Here is a 16,151-nt window from a genome sequence, read left to right as displayed (position 1 = left end):
GTAACTGCATGTCCACTACCCTGTTCAGCCTGGCCTTCGGCGTCGGCACCCAGAACCGTCAAGGCACCTGGTTGGAAGTTTTCTATGCACAACCGCAGGTCTTTCCTTCGGCCGAGCTGGTAGCCGCCATCGCGCCAGTGCTGGGTTACACCGACGGCAACCAGGCCATCGCTTTCAACACCAGCGTGGCTGCTCAGTTGGCCGAAGCCGTCAAGGGCATCGATGCCGCACAGGCCGCGCTGCTGACCCGCCTGGCCGAAAGCCAGAAGCCGCTGGTCGCCACCCTGCTGGCCGAAGACGCGCCGCTGACTTCCACGCCTGAGGCCTACCTCAAGCTGCACCTGCTGTCGCACCGCCTGGCCAAGCCACACGGCCTGAACCTGACCGGCATTTTCCCGCTGCTGCCAAACGTGGCCTGGACCAGCCAGGGCGCGGTCGACCTGGCCGAACTTGCCGAGTTCCAGCTTGAAGCACGCCTCAAGGGCGAGCTGCTGGAAGTGTTCTCGGTGGACAAGTTCCCGAAAATGACCGACTACGTGGTACCGAGCGGCGTGCGTATCGCCGACAGCGCCCGTGTGCGCCTGGGCGCCTACATCGGCGAAGGCACCACCATCATGCACGAAGGCTTCGTCAACTTTAACGCCGGCACCGAAGGCCCGGGCATGATCGAAGGTCGCGTCTCGGCGGGCGTGTTCGTCGGCAAGGGTTCGGACCTGGGCGGCGGCTGCTCGACCATGGGCACCCTGTCCGGTGGCGGCAACATCGTCATCAAGGTCGGCGAAGGCTGCCTGATCGGTGCCAACGCCGGTATCGGCATTCCGCTGGGCGACCGCAACACCATCGAAGCCGGCCTGTACATCACCGCCGGGACCAAAGTGGCCCTGCTCGATGAACAGAACCAGCTGGTCAAGGTGGTCAAGGCCCGTGATCTGGCCGGCCAGACCGACCTGCTGTTCCGCCGCAACTCGGTCACCGGCGCTGTGGAATGCAAGACCCACAAGTCGGCCATCGAGCTGAACGAAGCACTGCACGCTCACAACTAAGTGGCGTAGTCAGGCCCGGATGCGTCCGGGCCTGATGCCCAGAGCCTCAATATCATGTTCCAGCCTTCCCCCTGGCGTGCGGACTTTCCCGCGATCGCCGCCCTGCAACGACAGCACCAGACCTACCTGGACAGCGCTGCCACGACGCAGAAGCCTCAAGCGTTGCTTGATGCCTTGACCCACTATTACAGCCACGGCGCCGCCAATGTGCACCGTGCCCAACACTTGCCCGGCGCGCTGGCTACCCAGGCCTTCGAAAACAGCCGGGGTAAAGTCGCCCATTGGCTCAACGCAGCCAGCCCCAGCCAGATCGTCTTCACCCATGGTGCAACCTCCGCGCTGAACCTTCTGGCCAATGGCCTGCAAGCACAGTTCAAAACGGGCGATGAAATCGTCATCAGCGCCCTGGAACACCACGCCAACCTGCTGCCCTGGCAACAACTGGCCCTGCGCCAGGGCCTCAAGCTGGTGGTGCTGCCACTGGACCCGCATGGCCTGATCGATCTTGACGCCGCCAGCCAACTGATCGGCCCACGCACGCGCCTGCTGGCGGTGAGCCAGCTGTCCAACGTGCTGGGGGCCTGGCAACCGCTGCAGCCCTTGATCGCCCTGGCCAAGGCCCAGGGCGCCCTGACTGTGGTCGATGGCGCCCAGGGCGTGGTTCACGGGCGCCATGACGTCCAGCAACTGGATTGCGACTTCTATGTCTTCTCCAGCCACAAGCTCTACGGCCCGGACGGCCTCGGCGTTCTCTATGGCCGCAGCGAAGCCTTGGCCCTCCTTGCTCACTGGCAGTTCGGTGGCGAGATGGTCCAGGTGGCCGACTATCAGACGGCGACCTTCCGCCCGGCACCGCTGGGTTTCGAAGCCGGCACGCCACCGATCGCCAGTGTGATCGGGCTGGGCGCAACGCTGGACTACCTGGGCAGCCTGGATCAGGTAGCGATACAAGCCCACGAGGCGGCGCTGCATGGCCATCTGCTGCGCGGCTTGAATGATCGCGAAGGCGTGCGCCTGCTGGGCAGGCCCGAGCTGGCGCTGGCCAGTTTCACCGTTGAAGGCGTACATAACGCGGATCTGGCGCACTTGTTGACCGAGCAAGGCATCGCGGTCCGTGCCGGGCATCACTGTGCAATGCCGTTGATGAAAAGCCTCGGTCTGGCCGGCGCGATCCGTGTCTCCTTGGGGCTGTACAACGACAGCGACGACCTGCAGCACTTCTTCACCGCCCTAGACCAGTCGTTGGAGCTGCTGCGATGAGCCTGTCCGTCGAAGCCCAGAGCGCACTGGAGGCCTTCCAACAGGCCGCAGGCTGGGAACAGCGCGCACGCCTGCTGATGCAAATGGGAGAACGACTGGCGCCCCTGAGCGAAGCCGAGAAAACTGCCGACAACCTGGTACACGGCTGTGAAAGCCAGGTCTGGCTCACGGCCCGCAAACAGGACGGTCACTGGCAATTTGCCGCCAGCAGCGATGCACGCTTGCTGCGAGGCCTGCTGGCACTCTTGCTGGTGCGCGTCAACGGCGTGGCCGGCGACGAACTCGAGCACCTGGACCTGCCCGACTGGTTCAATCAACTGGGGCTGGGCCGCCAGCTCTCGCCCTCGCGCAGCAACGGCCTCAATGCCGTGCTGCAGCGCATGCGTCAGTTGGCTACGGGCGCCTGAGCGGGCTTTTGCCGGTCCGAAGGGCGGCGCATGCCGGCGACGATCTTGTCCACCGCCTTGGTCGCAGCGACCATACCGAAAGTCGCCGTCACCATCATCACCGCGCCGAAACCGCCGGCACAGTCGAGCTTGACCCCCTCGCCGACAAAACTCTTCTGCAGGCAGATGCTGCCATCGGGCTTGGGATAGCGCAGTTGCTCAGTCGAGAACACGCAAGGCACGCTGTAATGGCGGGTCACAGTGCGGGAAAAACCGTAGTCGCGGCGCAACGTCGAACGCACCTTGGAGGCCAGCGGATCATTGAAGGTGCGGTTCAGGTCGCAAACCTGGATCAGGGTCGGGTCGATCTGCCCGCCCGCGCCACCGGTGGTGATGATCTGGATCTTGCGCCGCTTGCACCAGGCGATCAGCGCCGCCTTGGCGTTGACGCTGTCGATGCAGTCGATCACGCAATCGATATCCGGGGTGATGTACTCGGCCATGGTTTCGCGAGTGACGAAATCGGCCACCGCCTGCACCTTGCAGTCCTGGTTGATGCCCCGCAGGCGCTCGGCCATGACCTCGACCTTGGCCCGCCCGACGTTGCCGTCCAGGGCATGCAACTGACGATTGGTGTTGCTGACGCAAACATCGTCCAGGTCGAACAGCGAGATCTCGCCGACCCCGCAGCGGGCAATGGCTTCCGCCGCCCAGGAACCGACCCCACCGATGCCGACGATGGCCACATGGGCATCACGCAGGCGTTGCATGCCCTCAAGGCCATACAAGCGCGCGACACCGGCGAAACGTGGATCTTCTGTACTCATGAGCAACACCCGAAAAAACCGGCGCGCATTATAGGCCGGACGGGGTTGCAGGGCACCCCTGGTCTTGAGATCCCGACCGAGCGCTGAGAAATACCCACCTCTTGTAGGCAATTAACAATACGACCTGTATTCCTGCTTTAATAGTTCAGGCTATTCCCCAGTCCTGGACGACAAAAGCACGGGCAACAGAACTTCGTAGCCTGAAGAACATCCAACATCATGCCGGCACGTTGTCTTACACAGTCATGTCCGGCAAAAAGTAGGATGCGCGCCCCTTGCGGTGTTTGCCAACCATGCCCGTTCCACCCTTCGGAACCCGAACTATCTATGTCATCGCGTAAATTTGGTATCAATCTGGTGATAGTCATGGCCATTGCCGCGCTATTCACTGGGTTCTGGGCGCTGATCAACCGCCCGGTTTCCGCCCCTGACTGGCCGGAGCAGATTTCCGGCTTCTCCTATTCGCCGTTCCGTCTCGGGCAAACCCCGCAGAAGGCCCAGTACCCCAGCGAGGACGAACTGCGCGAAGACCTCGAACAGCTGAGCAAGCTGACCGACAGCATCCGGATCTACACCGTCGAAGGCACCCAGGCGGAAATCCCCCGCCTGGCCGAAGAGTTCGGCCTGCGGGTGACCCTTGGCGTGTGGATCAGCCCGGATCTGGAGCGTAATGAACGGGAAATCCAGAAAGCCATCGAACTGGCCAACACTTCGCGCAGCGTCGTGCGGGTCATGGTCGGCAACGAAGCGCTGTTCCGCAAGGAAATCACTCCCGAAGCCCTGATCCAGTACCTGGATCGGGTGCGCGCAGCGGTCAAGGTTCCGGTCACCACCAGCGAACAGTGGCACATCTGGAAGGAAAACCCGGAGCTGGCCAAGCACGTCGACCTGGTGGCGGCGCATATCCTGCCGTACTGGGAATTCATCCCGATGAAGGACGCTGGCCAGTTCGTGCTCGACCGTGCCCGCGATCTCAAACACCTGTTCCCGCGCAAACCCCTGCTGCTGTCCGAGGTCGGCTGGCCGAGCAACGGCCGCATGCGCGGTGGTGCCGAGGCCACCCAGGCCGACCAGGCCATCTACCTGCGCACCCTGGTCAACAAACTCAACCGCCAGGGCTACAACTACTTCGTCATCGAAGCCTACGACCAGCCCTGGAAAGTCAGTGACGAAGGCTCGGTGGGCGCCTACTGGGGCGTGTTCAACGCTGCCCGACAGCAGAAATTCAACTTCGAAGGCCCGGTCGTGGCCATTCCGCAATGGCGCGTGCTGGCCGTGGGTTCAGTGGTGCTGGCGATGCTTTCGCTGACGCTGCTGCTGATCGACGGCTCGGCCCTGCGCCAGCGCGGGCGGACGTTCCTGACCTTCATCGCCTTCCTGTGCGGTTCGGTACTGGTCTGGATCGGTTACGACTACAGCCAGCAATACAGCACCTGGTTCAGCCTGACCGTGGGCTTTTTGCTCGCCCTCGGTGCGCTCGGGGTGTTCATCGTACTGCTCACCGAAGCCCATGAACTGGCCGAAGCGGTGTGGATTCACAAGCGGCGCCGCGAGTTCCTGCCGGTGCAGACGGACACAGCCTACCGGCCGAAAGTCTCGGTGCACGTGCCCTGCTACAACGAGCCGCCGGAGATGGTCAAACAGACCCTCAACGCCCTGGCCAACCTCGATTACCCGGACTTCGAAGTCCTGATCATCGACAACAACACCAAGGACCCGGCCGTCTGGGAGCCGATCAAGGCGCACTGCGAGATGCTCGGCGAGCGCTTCAAGTTCTTCCACGTCTCGCCCCTGGCCGGTTTCAAGGGCGGCGCACTGAACTACCTGATTCCGCATACCGCGCCCGACGCCGAAGTGATCGCCGTGATCGACTCGGACTACTGCGTGGACCGCAACTGGCTCAAGCACATGGTGCCGCACTTCGCCGACCCGAAGATTGCCGTGGTGCAGTCGCCGCAGGATTATCGCGACCAGAACGAAAGCACCTTCAAGAAGCTCTGCTATTCAGAATACAAGGGCTTCTTCCATATCGGCATGGTCACCCGCAACGACCGTGATGCGATCATCCAGCACGGCACCATGACCATGACCCGGCGCTCGGTGCTCGAAGAGCTGGGCTGGGCCGACTGGTGCATCTGCGAAGACGCCGAACTGGGCCTGCGCGTGTTCGAGAAGGGTTACTCGGCCGCCTATGCGCACAACAGCTATGGCAAGGGCCTGATGCCCGACACCTTCATCGACTTCAAGAAGCAGCGCTTCCGCTGGGCCTATGGTGCGATCCAGATCATCAAGCGTCACGCCGCCAGCCTGCTGCGCGGCACGGACACCGAGCTGACCCGTGGCCAGCGCTATCACTTCCTCGCCGGCTGGCTGCCGTGGGTGGCCGATGGCATGAATATCTTCTTCACCATCGGCGCGCTGCTCTGGTCGGCGGCGATGATCATCGTGCCGCACCGGGTCGACCCGCCGCTGCTGATCTTCGCCATTCCGCCTTTGGCGTTGTTCGTGTTCAAGGTCGGCAAGATCATCTTCCTCTATCGCCGCGCCGTGGGGGTCAACCTCAAGGACGCCTTCGCTGCCGCGCTGGCGGGCCTGGCGTTGTCGCATACCATCGCAAAAGCAGTGCTGTACGGCTTCTTCACCACCAGCATTCCGTTCTTCCGCACTCCGAAGAACGCCGACAGCCACGGCGTACTGGTGGCCTTGTCGGAGGCGCGTGAAGAGTTGTTCATCATGCTGCTGTTGTGGGGCGCTGCCGCGGGTATTTGCCTGGTCCAGGGCATGCCGAGCGCGGACGTTCGCTTCTGGGTGGCCATGCTGCTGGTGCAGTCGCTGCCATACCTGGCGGCGCTGATCATGGCGTTGTTGTCGTCGTTGCCAAAACCTGTGGATGCGCCAGCACCTGCAACCGCTGGCTAAACATTTCCAGGCAGCAAAAAAATACCCGAATCGAAAGATTCGGGTATTTTTGTTTGAGCGCAAGAAGCTACCGCCCGTTAGAGATACACCACCTCAAGTGTGCCCTCCCCGTCGAACTCGATTTCATCGCTGGTATCCAGTTCCTGGGTAGGTGCCAGCACCACTTCAACCATCAATGTCGCGGTCAGATCGCGAATCGGCACCGGGCCAGCATCACTGCCCAGGGTATCGGAAAACCCCAGCAGCGCGTTCGAACCGATACGATCGACCTTGAGATCGGCAGTGTCCCAGCCTTGCCCACCGGAGGTCGAATCGGTGTTGTAGATTTGCGCGATGCCGTCGGCTTGCGTGCGCATCGGATCGAACTGCACTTCATACAGGCCGATCTTGTTCCCGCTTTTGTCGAGCCCCAGACCATAGTAGATACCGGCGTTGACCAATGCCGTGCCGTCACGATTGTCCTTCATGCGCAGCGCATAGCGCGTAGCCGCTTCACAGGTGAGCGTCAGGCCTATGGGCCGCGCCTTGAGCCGGGTACGGTTGGTCTTGCTGAGGTCTTGCACGGAAATCCTGCCGAAGTTGACCACCCCGCCACCCGAGAGTGCCGGCGTACAGGATGCAGGGGTGATGTTGCCCTGCACGATCAGCTCCGTAGTGGATTGAGCCTGCACCATGGGTGCGAGCAACAAGGCAAGCACCCCTCCCTTGAAACCAGTGTGATATTTCATCTGCTGCGCCTCCTTCCTTTTCTTGTGAGTGCCCGTACCCTGCAATCCAGAAGCCTCCATGCCTTACAGGTAAATGATCTCGATCGTCGCTGCGCCATCGATGACGGCCTCTTCGGTCAGCGTCAGGGTGCTGGCCGGGGCCAGATACAAATCCACGCCCAGGGTGCCGCTCAATTGGGTAATAGCCGTTGGCCCCGCGGCCATGTCGGCGGGCATGCCGAACCCCAGCAATCGACCATCGGTGTACAGAAACGCGGCAGCGGTTGTCGCCAGCCAACCCTGGCCGCCGGGTTGGCCATGCATGGCGTTCAGTGCGTTACCGTCGCCGCTGGCGTTGCGGTCTATCCAGGTGACGTAGCTGCCCAGCGTCTGGCCGGCGCGGGTCTTGCCGATGCCGAACAGCGCGCCGGCGTCGACCTCGACCGAAGGCGCCCGCACAGCTTTGGGCCGGTTATCCCTGGCCGTGAAGGCAAAGCGGGTGGGCGCGTCGCACAGGACGCTCAATGCCAGCGTTCGTTGTAATTTCGTGGCGCTGTCGCGGGCCAGCTGCTGCGCATTGATACGACCGAAGTCGACCACGCCACCATTGGCCAAGCGCGGCGTGCAGGCGGCCGGTGCGAAGCTTACTTGCAACCCAAGTTCGCGTTGCGAACCGCCTGCCTCCACTAGCCCGCTGTTGTTCCAGGTCACGGCATCGCCACGACCCAACGCGGCCTCATCGCCCCAGGCGCTGACGTCCAGGCGCGCACTGAAGGATCGCCCCCGGGCGATGTTGCCCGCTTTGACGGGCGTCAGTCCCTTGTCCGGTAACCACGCGATTGCCGCGCCAGCCTGCCCGGCCGCGGCCACTTGCGCCAGATCGACTTGCTCGCCATCAAGCAGTGCGTCACGCAGGCGCAGGGCATAGCTCCCCTGCTCGCCAAAACGGAAACGTTCGGCACCGGCCGGCACGGCGCGATAGAACAACGTCATGGCGTCAGGTTGCGCGCAATTCACGTTCACCCGAAGGCTGCGCGCACCCAATGGCAATTCGCCGCCCTGCGGTTTGAGGGTTGTGCGATTGAACAGACCGTAATCGATCTGCGTCTGGCTGATCGAGACTTCGCAGCCCTCCCCCATGGCCTGGACAGTGGGTGCGAAGATCGACGCGGCCAGCGCCAGGCCCGCAGCGAGAGCAGCCATAGGGGCACGGGGTACAGACGGTAAACAGGTCACTGGGGCTTCTCTCATGGCATCCGGCACACGGCCGACGTGGTTTCGTAATAGGCCCGCAGGTCGGGCTCGTCCGGCAGGGCGAACTGCAACTCACAGGCCGGCTGGTCCGGCGCCTTCACCCACAGCCGTGGGCTGAGTTCAAGATTGGGGGCAAACACCAGCCCGCCTTCCTGCACCAGCGTGACGAACTCGCCCCTGCCATCGGTAACCATCGCACCAGCAGGCAATGCACTGCCGTCCACGGTGGTCGCCTGCAGCAGCGCCCGGCGCGTGGCGACCACGCCGAAGTCGACCCGCGCCACCGCACCGCGACCGGCCTGGACCACTGTTGCGCCATTGTTGATGTCGATGTTGCGGGGCAAGGTCCTGGTCTGCACTTCCACCGGGCTGTTGCCGTAAGGCGACAATTGCGCGACCACGGCCTGGCCGTTGCCGTCCGTCCAGACCGGACCGTCCGGCGTCGACACCTTGACCCCGGAAACCTCACCCACGGACAACACCGCAAAGGTGTCCTGCACCGGATAAGGTGACAAGGTAATGCCCCCCTCATGCACGGCCATGCCGCCGCGCAGGCCCGCGCTGTAGCCGCGATTGCCATTGCCGTAGCCGGCATAGCCCAATTCAAGCTGGGCATAACGCGGCAGCAGCGATACACCTGCATTCAAGTCCACTTCACCATCACGGCTGTCGCGCTCGGCGCCCAACCGGTAGCTGGCCGTATCGCTGAGTTGCTCCTGCAGCGAAACACCGACCCGGTTCTCCCCGCCGCTGTTGCGCAGCGACGTGCGCAAGCGACGGCGCTCGCCCAAGGGCACGCTCACGCTCAGGTACACTGCGTTGTCGAGACCGTCGTCCCCTCCCAGGTTCCACTCGGCGCTGGCCGAAACCGACACCTGGCCAAAACGCTGCCCCCACGAGGCATAGGAGCGGCTGGTCTGGCGCCCGTCAAACAGCGCCGAGCGCGCATAGCCGGCGCTCAAACTACCCAGCCAAGGCTGTGACCACGACACGCCGGCGCTGTACTGATCGCGGTAGCGTCCGCGCTGGGTCGACTGATCGAAGTCCAGCTGGGTATCGATAAGGTCGCGGTAGCCGCTGGTTTGCCGGGCGGCAGCGGCGTTGACCGACCAGCTCTCACCCAGGCGCTGCGAGAGCGACAGCTGGGTCTGTACGCCACGAACACCCTCGCGGGACGCTTGCGATGATTGCACCAACCACTGCGCCTGGGCGTCTGCCCAAGGTTGCACGCCAATGCCGAGGCCGCCGGCATAGTAGTCCTCGGCCGCCATCAAGCCGGTGCTCAGCGTGGAGGTTCCGTTGATGGCCTGGGTCCAGCCGCCACTGACCACCCAAGGCTCACGGGCTACGCCGCCACCATCGCGCACCTGGCCTGCACCCAGCACAAACCCGGGCGCCGGCAGGTCCAGGGCCACCATCGCGGCCGGCACGGTGAAACTGCGCTGCTCGCCATCGGCCTCGATCACCGTGACTTCCAGATCGGTGCGCCGGTCCAGGCGCGGCAGATTGGCCAAGGCGAAGGGCCCGGCCGGTACCACTGTCGAATAGATCAAGGCGCCGGCCTGGCGCACTTCCACTCGCGCCTGGCTATGGGCGATACCTTCGATTGCCGCACGACGGGTGGGCACCATCAGCGCCTGCTCGGAGGTCAATTGCAGGCCGGTAATGCGGGCGCCGGCCAACACCGGGTTGCCCAGGCCGATCTGCCCGGCCTGCAGCACCGTGCCCAGTTCGGCAAAGGTACGCTGTGCGTAAGCTTCCAGATGTTCGGTGCGGCCAACGCCATCGACCGAGGTATGAATCTGGTGGCTGCGCACGATCCAGTCACCGGCGTTGAAGCCCGCTTCGGTATTGGCCGACCAATAGTCACTGTTTTGCCCATCGAACTGGTTGCGCAAACCCAGCAACTCGTAATTGAAGATGCCCGCCATGCCGCCGGTATGGTAAGCGGACAAGTCCTGCTGGTGCTCCGGCGCCTTCAGGGCCTGGGTCGGCACGACCAGTGCCACTTCAGCGGCTTGCGGGTCCAGGTTGACCCGGGTTTGCTCATAGGCGCCCACGAAATCCTGACAGGTCGCCGCATCGTTGCCGGAGGTTTTCTCCGGCAGTTGCAACCCGGCGGCATCGAGCAAGGCCTGGTCGAAGCACAACTGGCCGTCGGCCTGGATGCGCGCCTCCACCCGACCACGGGGTTGGTCGTTGACCCGGAGCGTTACCACATGCACTCCCGGCGTGAAGCGTGCTGCATCGCGCAGGTATTCGATCAGGCCGGGGTCGATGCCGCGCTGGCGCAAAATGTCGGCATCGAACGTCAAGGGCGCGCTGCCACTACCGGATGCTTCCTGGTTCGATTGCGCGAAGGCCTCGCTGGCCTGTGTACAGCTCCATAGCAACAGGCCCTTGGCCAATAGCGCCCGCCCTGGGCGCTCAGTAAAAATGGATCGCATATCAGGCGCCGGTAGCACGCAGCGGTGCCTCATACGCATCCACGGCAAAGCCGTATACGGTTGCCGGGAACAACTTCACCGTGGCAGGCGCCCCATTCACCGGGCCGTCGACCTCCACCGTGATGTGGTCACCCGGCAGCACGTAGCTGCGCGGCAAGCGCGCCGCCTGATTGCTGGGCAGCAGTTTCAATTCTTGCGCCAGGCGCACCACATAGGACGTTTCGTTGCGCACGGTCAGCTTTCCGTCAGCCAGGGACCACTGCAGGCCGGTCCAGGGTTCACGGTTGGCTGCCAGGCCCTTGGGATGCAGGATCACCGGCAGGTTCTGCCGCACGCTGACACCGACCCTTGCCTGGCCCGCCTCTGCAGCCTTGGCTGTTTGCGGGATACCTTCGAAAATTACCCGCTTGAGGCGCTGCGTCTGCAAAGGCTTCTCGCTGCGCAGAATGAAGCGCACCAGTTGCTCTTTGCCAGCCTCCACCCGCCAAACCGGCTGGGTAAGGAACAGCAAGGGCTCCGGGTCTTCCGGTACGTTCTGCAAGGTCACATGCAGCAACGCGGTGCTGGTATCGCTGTTGCGAACCTTGATCGATGCCTCGCCGTCCGCTTCCTTGACAATCACCACCGAGGTTTCGGGGATCATGCCGTCGGCCCAGCTGGATAAAGCCGCACATAGGGTCAGCAGACCGGCGAAGACAGACAGGCGCTGTGCACGCCTGCGTACTTGCGTGAGTTTCATGGCAATACTCCGGGGCACGGCTGCGCTCACCCGTAAAAAGAGTGGGATGGAGTCGCAGGCTTTGAAAAATAGAAAACCGCGGGCGGGGCCGTGAGAGAGCGGCCGGCATGTCTGGCATGCCGGCTGGCACATCGCCTACAGGTAAACGACTTCGATCGTGGATGCGCCGTCGATCTGGAGGACGTCACGGGGTCCTATGAACACGCCAGCTTCAACCAGTTTGCTCATAGGTAAACCACTTCAATCACCGCCGAACCATCCAGGGTGACTTCATCGGTCAAGCTCAATTCCTGAGCGGGCGCCACATGCGCAGAGATGCGCAGGGCACTTGTCAGGTTGGTAACCGCATCCGGCCCTGCGGTATGCCCCGAGTTGAAGCTGAAGCCGACCAGCTCGAGCGGCGAGAGGGGATGAGGGGCATCCGCCGTGTTGCTCCACGTCAAGCCCAGGTCCAGGGTGTAGGTGGCATACGCCGTAGCACCATCGATCTGCGCGTTGGCCGGCTCGATATCGAGCAGGTAGTGACCGATCTTTTCCTCCCCCGACATACCCAGGCCGTGAGCACGATAGGCGGCCCTGGCGCCAGCCCCGGAAGGCGACGTTGCCGATCCCTCGCGGTTGTCTACAGAGCGCAGGGCAAATCGCGTGGGCCCGTCACAAACGACCGTCAACGCCAGGGTTTTCTCTGGCAGCGGAGTATGCGAACCCTGCTCCAGATCATGGGAAGCGATACGGCCAAAGTCGACAGCACCCACGCCACCGAACGTTGGCCGGCAGGCTGCCGGCGTGATGGTGCCGGTGACAGAAATATCTGTGGTGGATTGCGCGAACGCAGTCGGTACCGCTGAAATCACGGCAGCCGCTATGAGCGAGAGGGCGAACTTCATTGTCATGGATTCCTTTTTGCACGAAAACCGTCAGGTGGTTGAGAACAGTGCCTACAGATAGACAACCTCAAGCGTGGCCGCACCATCGATGGTGACTTCGTCGGTCAGGGTCAGGTTCTTGGCCGCAGTGATCGCCATGCTGACGGCCAGGTCGGTTGTCAGCACCTCGATCGCACTTGGCTCATTGGCACCGATGCCCCCGACAGCCGTGAGGTTCGGGCCGTTGGTATTGAAGAGGTAGGACTCGTCAGAGGGTGCTTTAAGCCAGGAGGACCCGGCATCACGAGATTCCAGGACATCGATCGCAGCGCTGCCATCGGCGGCATAGCCGGTCGTGCGCAACTTGTATTCACCAATCCTTTCAACGCCACTCAGGCCGAGGCCAAAATTATCGATCGTCACCGTCGGCTGGGTGCCGGCACGACCGTCGACAGCGCGCAGCGCAAAACGGGTGGGCGCACTGCACGCCACACTCAGTTGCCTGGCAGGCGATATGAAGTTGGTTATTGCTTCCTGATCAAGATCCTGCGCCGCGATCATTCCGAAATTGAACTCACCGCCACCGCTGAGCATCGGTGCACACGCCGCCGGCGTGATGGTGCCGGTAACCGTGAGGTCGGTAGCGGACTGTGCAAGTGCGCCGCCGACCACCGACAGTGAAGCGAAAAAAATGAATGCACATGCTGACCTCATTGTCATGATTCTCCTTCAGAAACATAACGTATCGCCTCGGGCTGCCTTGTTTTGGCAGCTCCTCTCGAAATTGCAGGCAATTCGGTTGGTTGTCGCGCTTACAAGTAGACGACTTCCAGCGTGGAGGCACCGTCGATTGGAACTGCATCGGTCAGCGTCAAGTCCTTGGCTGGGGCGATATGCATGTATATCTGAAAGTCTGCAGTCAGCATTCCAATCGCACTTGGCTCCATACCACCGTCCACGGAAACGCCAACAAGCCAGGGAAAGTTCGTGTTGGGGATATGGGCATAAGTGCTACCATAAAGCGACCATGCGCTTCCCCCATTCCATGACTCCAGAAGCGTCGTTGATGAGTTGCCGTCAGCGGTGTAGTTGTTGGTGCGAAGCAAATATCTGCCGATCTTTTCAGTGCCGTTCAATCCCACACCGAATGACTCCTCATTCGGAGAGATATCAGTTCCGGCCCGGCCATCCACAGCGCGAAGGGCAAAGCGAGTTGGCGCATCGCAAACCACGCTCATTTGCCTGAGCGACGACTTGAACATTGTTTGGGCATCCTGCTTGAGATCCTGCGCGGAAATCCTGCCGAATTCAAAGCTGCCACCACCGCTGAGCGAGGGCGTGCATGCCGCCGGCGTGATAGTGCCAGTGACAGTAAGGTCGGTGGTGGACTGGGCAAAGGCGACCGGCGTTAAAGCGATCAGGGCACTCAGGGCAAACAGGGGTGAAAATTTCATTGCAATGCATTCCTGTACGGGGGTGGTTGCTCTCGAAGCTGCCTTCCAAGGCATTGACGCAATGGTATGGAATGGCCCCCTACCCTTCGACGGACCTTTTCCCAAGGAAATTCGGATTTTTCCCAAGGGACCTCCAGATTTCTCTCAAGAGGCAAGAAAACGGTCTGCTTCCTGCGTATCGGATTCGGCATGCATCACACCGCCCGTTTTGCTTTAAACTGTCGCCCTTTGCCCGCCTTGCCTTGCTTCCGGAGTCTTTCCATGACGGCCCCAGCCGACCTCTCGCCTACCCTTCAACTGGCCTGCGACCTGATCCGTCGCCCCTCGGTGACACCGATCGATGCCGATTGCCAGAAAATGATGATGCAGCGCCTGGGCGATGCCGGTTTCACGCTCGAGCCCATGCGCATTGAGGACGTCGACAACTTCTGGGCCACCCACGGCACCCAGGAGGGCCCCGTGCTGTGCTTCGCCGGGCATACCGACGTGGTGCCGACCGGCCCGGTGCAGGCCTGGCAGAATGCCCCGTTCGACGCCCTGATCGACGAGCACGGCATGCTCTGCGGCCGTGGCGCGGCCGACATGAAAGGCAGCCTGGCGGCCATGGTGATAGCGACCGAGCGCTTCGTCGCCGACCACCCGAACCACCGGGGCAAGGTCGCCTACCTGATCACCAGCGACGAGGAAGGCCCGGCCCACCATGGCACCAAGGCCGTGGTCGAGCGTCTGGCCGCGCGCAAGGAGCGCCTGGACTGGTGCATCGTCGGCGAACCCTCGAGCACCTCATTGGTCGGTGACGTGGTCAAGAACGGCCGTCGCGGCTCGCTTGGCGCCAAGCTGACCGTGCGCGGCGTGCAGGGCCACGTGGCCTATCCGCACCTGGCGAAAAACCCGATCCACCTGGCCGCGCCGGCCCTGGCCGAATTGGCCGCCGAGCACTGGGACGACGGCAATGCCTTCTTCCCGCCGACCAGCTTCCAGATTTCCAACCTGAACTCGGGCACCGGCGCCACCAACGTGATTCCGGGCGAGCTGGTGGCGGTGTTCAACTTCCGCTTCTCCACCGAATCCACCGTCGAAGGCCTGCAGCAGCGGGTCGCGACCATCCTCGACAAGCATGGCCTGGACTGGCATGTGGATTGGGCCCTGTCGGGCCGGCCGTTCCTGACCGAACCGGGTGAGCTGCTCGATGCCGTCTCGGCCAGCATCAAGCAAATCACCGGCCGCGAAACCCAGGCCTCGACCAGCGGCGGCACTTCCGACGGGCGCTTCATCGCCACCCTGGGTACCCAGGTGGTCGAACTCGGCCCGGTCAACGCCACCATCCACCAGGTCAACGAGCGCGTCCTGGCCAGCGACCTGGACGTGCTGACCGAAATCTACTACCAGACTCTCGTCAAGTTGCTCGCCTGATGCTCACGTGCCCGATCTGCGCAGCAGCGCTGGCTACCGTCGACAACGGCGTGGCCTGCCCTGCCGGCCATCGCTTCGACCGTGCCCGCCAGGGTTACCTGAACCTGTTGCCGGTGCAGCACAAGAACAGCCGTGACCCTGGCGACAACCAGGCCATGGTCGAGGCCCGGCGCGATTTCCTCAACGCCGGCCACTATGCACCGGTGGCCCAGCGCCTGGCGGAACTCGCGGCCGAACGCTCGCCGGCGCGCTGGCTGGATATCGGCTGTGGCGAGGGCTATTACACTGCGCAAATCGCCGAGGCATTGCCCCACGCCGATGGCTACGCGCTGGATATTTCCCGTGAAGCCGTCAAGCGCGCCTGCAAACGCAACCCGGCCGTAACCTGGCTGGTGGCGAGCATGGCCCGCGTGCCGTTGCCCGATGCCAGCTGCCAGTTTCTGGCCAGCGTCTTCAGCCCGCTCGACTGGCACGAAGCCAAGCGCCTGCTCAGCCCTGGCGGCGGCTTGATGCGGGTAGGCCCGACCAGCGAACACTTGATCGAACTGCGCGAGCGCCTCTACGACGAGGTGCGTGAATACGTCGACGACAAACACCTGGCCCAGGTGCCTGAAGGCATGCACCTGGCCCACAGCGAGACCTTGAAGTACAAGATCAAGCTGATCGACGGCAAATCCCGCGCCGACCTGCTGGCCATGACCCCCCATGGCTGGCGCGCCAGCGCCGAGCGTCGTACCGAAGTCATCGAACAGGCCAAGCCGTTCGTGGTGACGGTGTCGATGCGTTACGATTATTTTGTGCTGCAATAATCCACGTGGTTTCCAGCCCACAAGCGA

General features: G+C 62.8%; 14 protein-coding genes. 6 read left to right on the top strand and 8 right to left on the bottom strand.

Translation table 11 applies throughout. The features are described 5' to 3' along the window. The first annotated feature begins 8 nt into the window (after positions 1 to 8). The 3 genes from dapD to NVV94_RS06035 are packed head-to-tail and all read left to right on the top strand — an operon-like array spanning position 9 to position 2,710. The gene (gene dapD / locus NVV94_RS06045) at positions 9 to 1,043 is read left to right on the top strand and encodes a 2,3,4,5-tetrahydropyridine-2,6-dicarboxylate N-succinyltransferase (RefSeq protein WP_258446325.1); all 1,035 of its coding nucleotides are present in this window, start codon (positions 9 to 11) and stop codon (positions 1,041 to 1,043) included. A gap of 54 nt (positions 1,044 to 1,097) precedes the next feature. Then, a complete protein-coding gene (locus tag NVV94_RS06040) occupies positions 1,098 to 2,303 on the top strand; it encodes an aminotransferase class V-fold PLP-dependent enzyme (RefSeq protein WP_258446324.1) in 1,206 nt (401 codons plus the stop codon). After that, on the top strand, positions 2,300 to 2,710 hold the full coding sequence (locus tag NVV94_RS06035; RefSeq protein ID WP_258446323.1) for a SufE family protein: 411 nt from the start codon (positions 2,300 to 2,302) through the stop codon (positions 2,708 to 2,710). Before NVV94_RS06040 ends, NVV94_RS06035 begins: the two co-directional genes overlap by 4 nt. Here the strand turns inward: NVV94_RS06035 and tcdA are convergent. Continuing rightward, the gene (gene tcdA / locus NVV94_RS06030; RefSeq protein WP_258446322.1) at positions 2,689 to 3,516 is read right to left on the bottom strand and encodes a tRNA cyclic N6-threonylcarbamoyladenosine(37) synthase TcdA; all 828 of its coding nucleotides are present in this window, start codon (positions 3,514 to 3,516) and stop codon (positions 2,689 to 2,691) included. The genes NVV94_RS06035 and tcdA overlap by 22 nt on opposite strands. A gap of 327 nt (positions 3,517 to 3,843) precedes the next feature. Between tcdA and NVV94_RS06025 the strand changes: the two genes are divergently transcribed. Continuing rightward, the gene (locus NVV94_RS06025) at positions 3,844 to 6,435 is read left to right on the top strand and encodes a glycosyltransferase (protein WP_258446321.1); all 2,592 of its coding nucleotides are present in this window, start codon (positions 3,844 to 3,846) and stop codon (positions 6,433 to 6,435) included. Between the two features lie 77 nt (positions 6,436 to 6,512). Here NVV94_RS06025 and NVV94_RS06020 read toward each other — a convergent pair whose 3' ends face one another. The 7 genes from NVV94_RS06020 to NVV94_RS05990 form a co-directional block, all read right to left on the bottom strand. Next, positions 6,513 to 7,163: a DUF1120 domain-containing protein gene (locus tag NVV94_RS06020; protein ID WP_258446320.1), complete on the bottom strand. Its 651-nt coding sequence runs from the start codon at positions 7,161 to 7,163 to the stop codon at positions 6,513 to 6,515. A gap of 63 nt (positions 7,164 to 7,226) precedes the next feature. After that, positions 7,227 to 8,345: a DUF1120 domain-containing protein gene (locus tag NVV94_RS06015; protein WP_258446319.1), complete on the bottom strand. Its 1,119-nt coding sequence runs from the start codon at positions 8,343 to 8,345 to the stop codon at positions 7,227 to 7,229. Positions 8,346 to 8,389: 44 nt separating this feature from the next. Further along, positions 8,390 to 10,843, bottom strand: coding sequence for a fimbria/pilus outer membrane usher protein (locus tag NVV94_RS06010; RefSeq protein ID WP_258446318.1), 2,454 nt, complete (start codon positions 10,841 to 10,843; stop codon positions 8,390 to 8,392). A gap of 1 nt (position 10,844) precedes the next feature. Further along, positions 10,845 to 11,582, bottom strand: coding sequence for a fimbria/pilus chaperone family protein (locus NVV94_RS06005; RefSeq protein WP_258446317.1), 738 nt, complete (start codon positions 11,580 to 11,582; stop codon positions 10,845 to 10,847). Between the two features lie 224 nt (positions 11,583 to 11,806). Then, a complete protein-coding gene (locus NVV94_RS06000; RefSeq protein WP_258446316.1) occupies positions 11,807 to 12,469 on the bottom strand; it encodes a DUF1120 domain-containing protein in 663 nt (220 codons plus the stop codon). Between the two features lie 51 nt (positions 12,470 to 12,520). Beyond that, positions 12,521 to 13,162: a DUF1120 domain-containing protein gene (locus NVV94_RS05995; RefSeq protein WP_258446315.1), complete on the bottom strand. Its 642-nt coding sequence runs from the start codon at positions 13,160 to 13,162 to the stop codon at positions 12,521 to 12,523. Positions 13,163 to 13,260: 98 nt separating this feature from the next. After that, a complete protein-coding gene (locus NVV94_RS05990) occupies positions 13,261 to 13,902 on the bottom strand; it encodes a DUF1120 domain-containing protein (protein ID WP_258446314.1) in 642 nt (213 codons plus the stop codon). Positions 13,903 to 14,163: 261 nt separating this feature from the next. Here NVV94_RS05990 and dapE point away from each other — a divergent pair, with 261 nt between their 5' ends. Next, positions 14,164 to 15,315 carry a succinyl-diaminopimelate desuccinylase gene (gene dapE, locus NVV94_RS05985; protein WP_258446313.1) on the top strand — a complete coding sequence of 384 codons (1,152 nt, stop codon included), beginning with the start codon at positions 14,164 to 14,166 and terminating at the stop codon, positions 15,313 to 15,315. Further along, on the top strand, positions 15,315 to 16,124 hold the full coding sequence (locus tag NVV94_RS05980) for a putative RNA methyltransferase (protein ID WP_258446312.1): 810 nt from the start codon (positions 15,315 to 15,317) through the stop codon (positions 16,122 to 16,124). The genes dapE and NVV94_RS05980 overlap by 1 nt, the downstream gene beginning before the upstream one ends. The last annotated feature ends 27 nt before the right edge of the window (positions 16,125 to 16,151 follow it).

This window comes from Pseudomonas sp. LS1212 (assembly GCF_024741815.1).
Classification (GTDB): domain Bacteria; phylum Pseudomonadota; class Gammaproteobacteria; order Pseudomonadales; family Pseudomonadaceae; genus Aquipseudomonas.
This window is presented reverse-complemented; position numbering and strand designations above follow the sequence as displayed.

Bases quoted from the DNA above. Each gene is read 5' to 3' on its own strand.
- dapD (WP_258446325.1), top strand. From the start codon at position 9: ATGTCCACTACCCTGTTCAGCCTGGCCTTCGGCGTCGGCACCCAGAAC.
- NVV94_RS06040 (WP_258446324.1), top strand. From the start codon at position 1,098: ATGTTCCAGCCTTCCCCCTGGCGTGCGGACTTTCCCGCGATCGCCGCC.
- NVV94_RS06035 (WP_258446323.1), top strand. From the start codon at position 2,300: ATGAGCCTGTCCGTCGAAGCCCAGAGCGCACTGGAGGCCTTCCAACAG.
- tcdA (WP_258446322.1), bottom strand. From the start codon at position 3,516: ATGAGTACAGAAGATCCACGTTTCGCCGGTGTCGCGCGCTTGTATGGC.
- NVV94_RS06025 (WP_258446321.1), top strand. From the start codon at position 3,844: ATGTCATCGCGTAAATTTGGTATCAATCTGGTGATAGTCATGGCCATT.
- NVV94_RS06020 (WP_258446320.1), bottom strand. From the start codon at position 7,163: ATGAAATATCACACTGGTTTCAAGGGAGGGGTGCTTGCCTTGTTGCTC.
- NVV94_RS06015 (WP_258446319.1), bottom strand. From the start codon at position 8,345: ATGGCTGCTCTCGCTGCGGGCCTGGCGCTGGCCGCGTCGATCTTCGCA.
- NVV94_RS06010 (WP_258446318.1), bottom strand. From the start codon at position 10,843: ATGCGATCCATTTTTACTGAGCGCCCAGGGCGGGCGCTATTGGCCAAG.
- NVV94_RS06005 (WP_258446317.1), bottom strand. From the start codon at position 11,582: ATGAAACTCACGCAAGTACGCAGGCGTGCACAGCGCCTGTCTGTCTTC.
- NVV94_RS06000 (WP_258446316.1), bottom strand. From the start codon at position 12,469: ATGAAGTTCGCCCTCTCGCTCATAGCGGCTGCCGTGATTTCAGCGGTA.
- NVV94_RS05995 (WP_258446315.1), bottom strand. From the start codon at position 13,162: ATGAGGTCAGCATGTGCATTCATTTTTTTCGCTTCACTGTCGGTGGTC.
- NVV94_RS05990 (WP_258446314.1), bottom strand. From the start codon at position 13,902: ATGAAATTTTCACCCCTGTTTGCCCTGAGTGCCCTGATCGCTTTAACG.
- dapE (WP_258446313.1), top strand. From the start codon at position 14,164: ATGACGGCCCCAGCCGACCTCTCGCCTACCCTTCAACTGGCCTGCGAC.
- NVV94_RS05980 (WP_258446312.1), top strand. From the start codon at position 15,315: ATGCTCACGTGCCCGATCTGCGCAGCAGCGCTGGCTACCGTCGACAAC.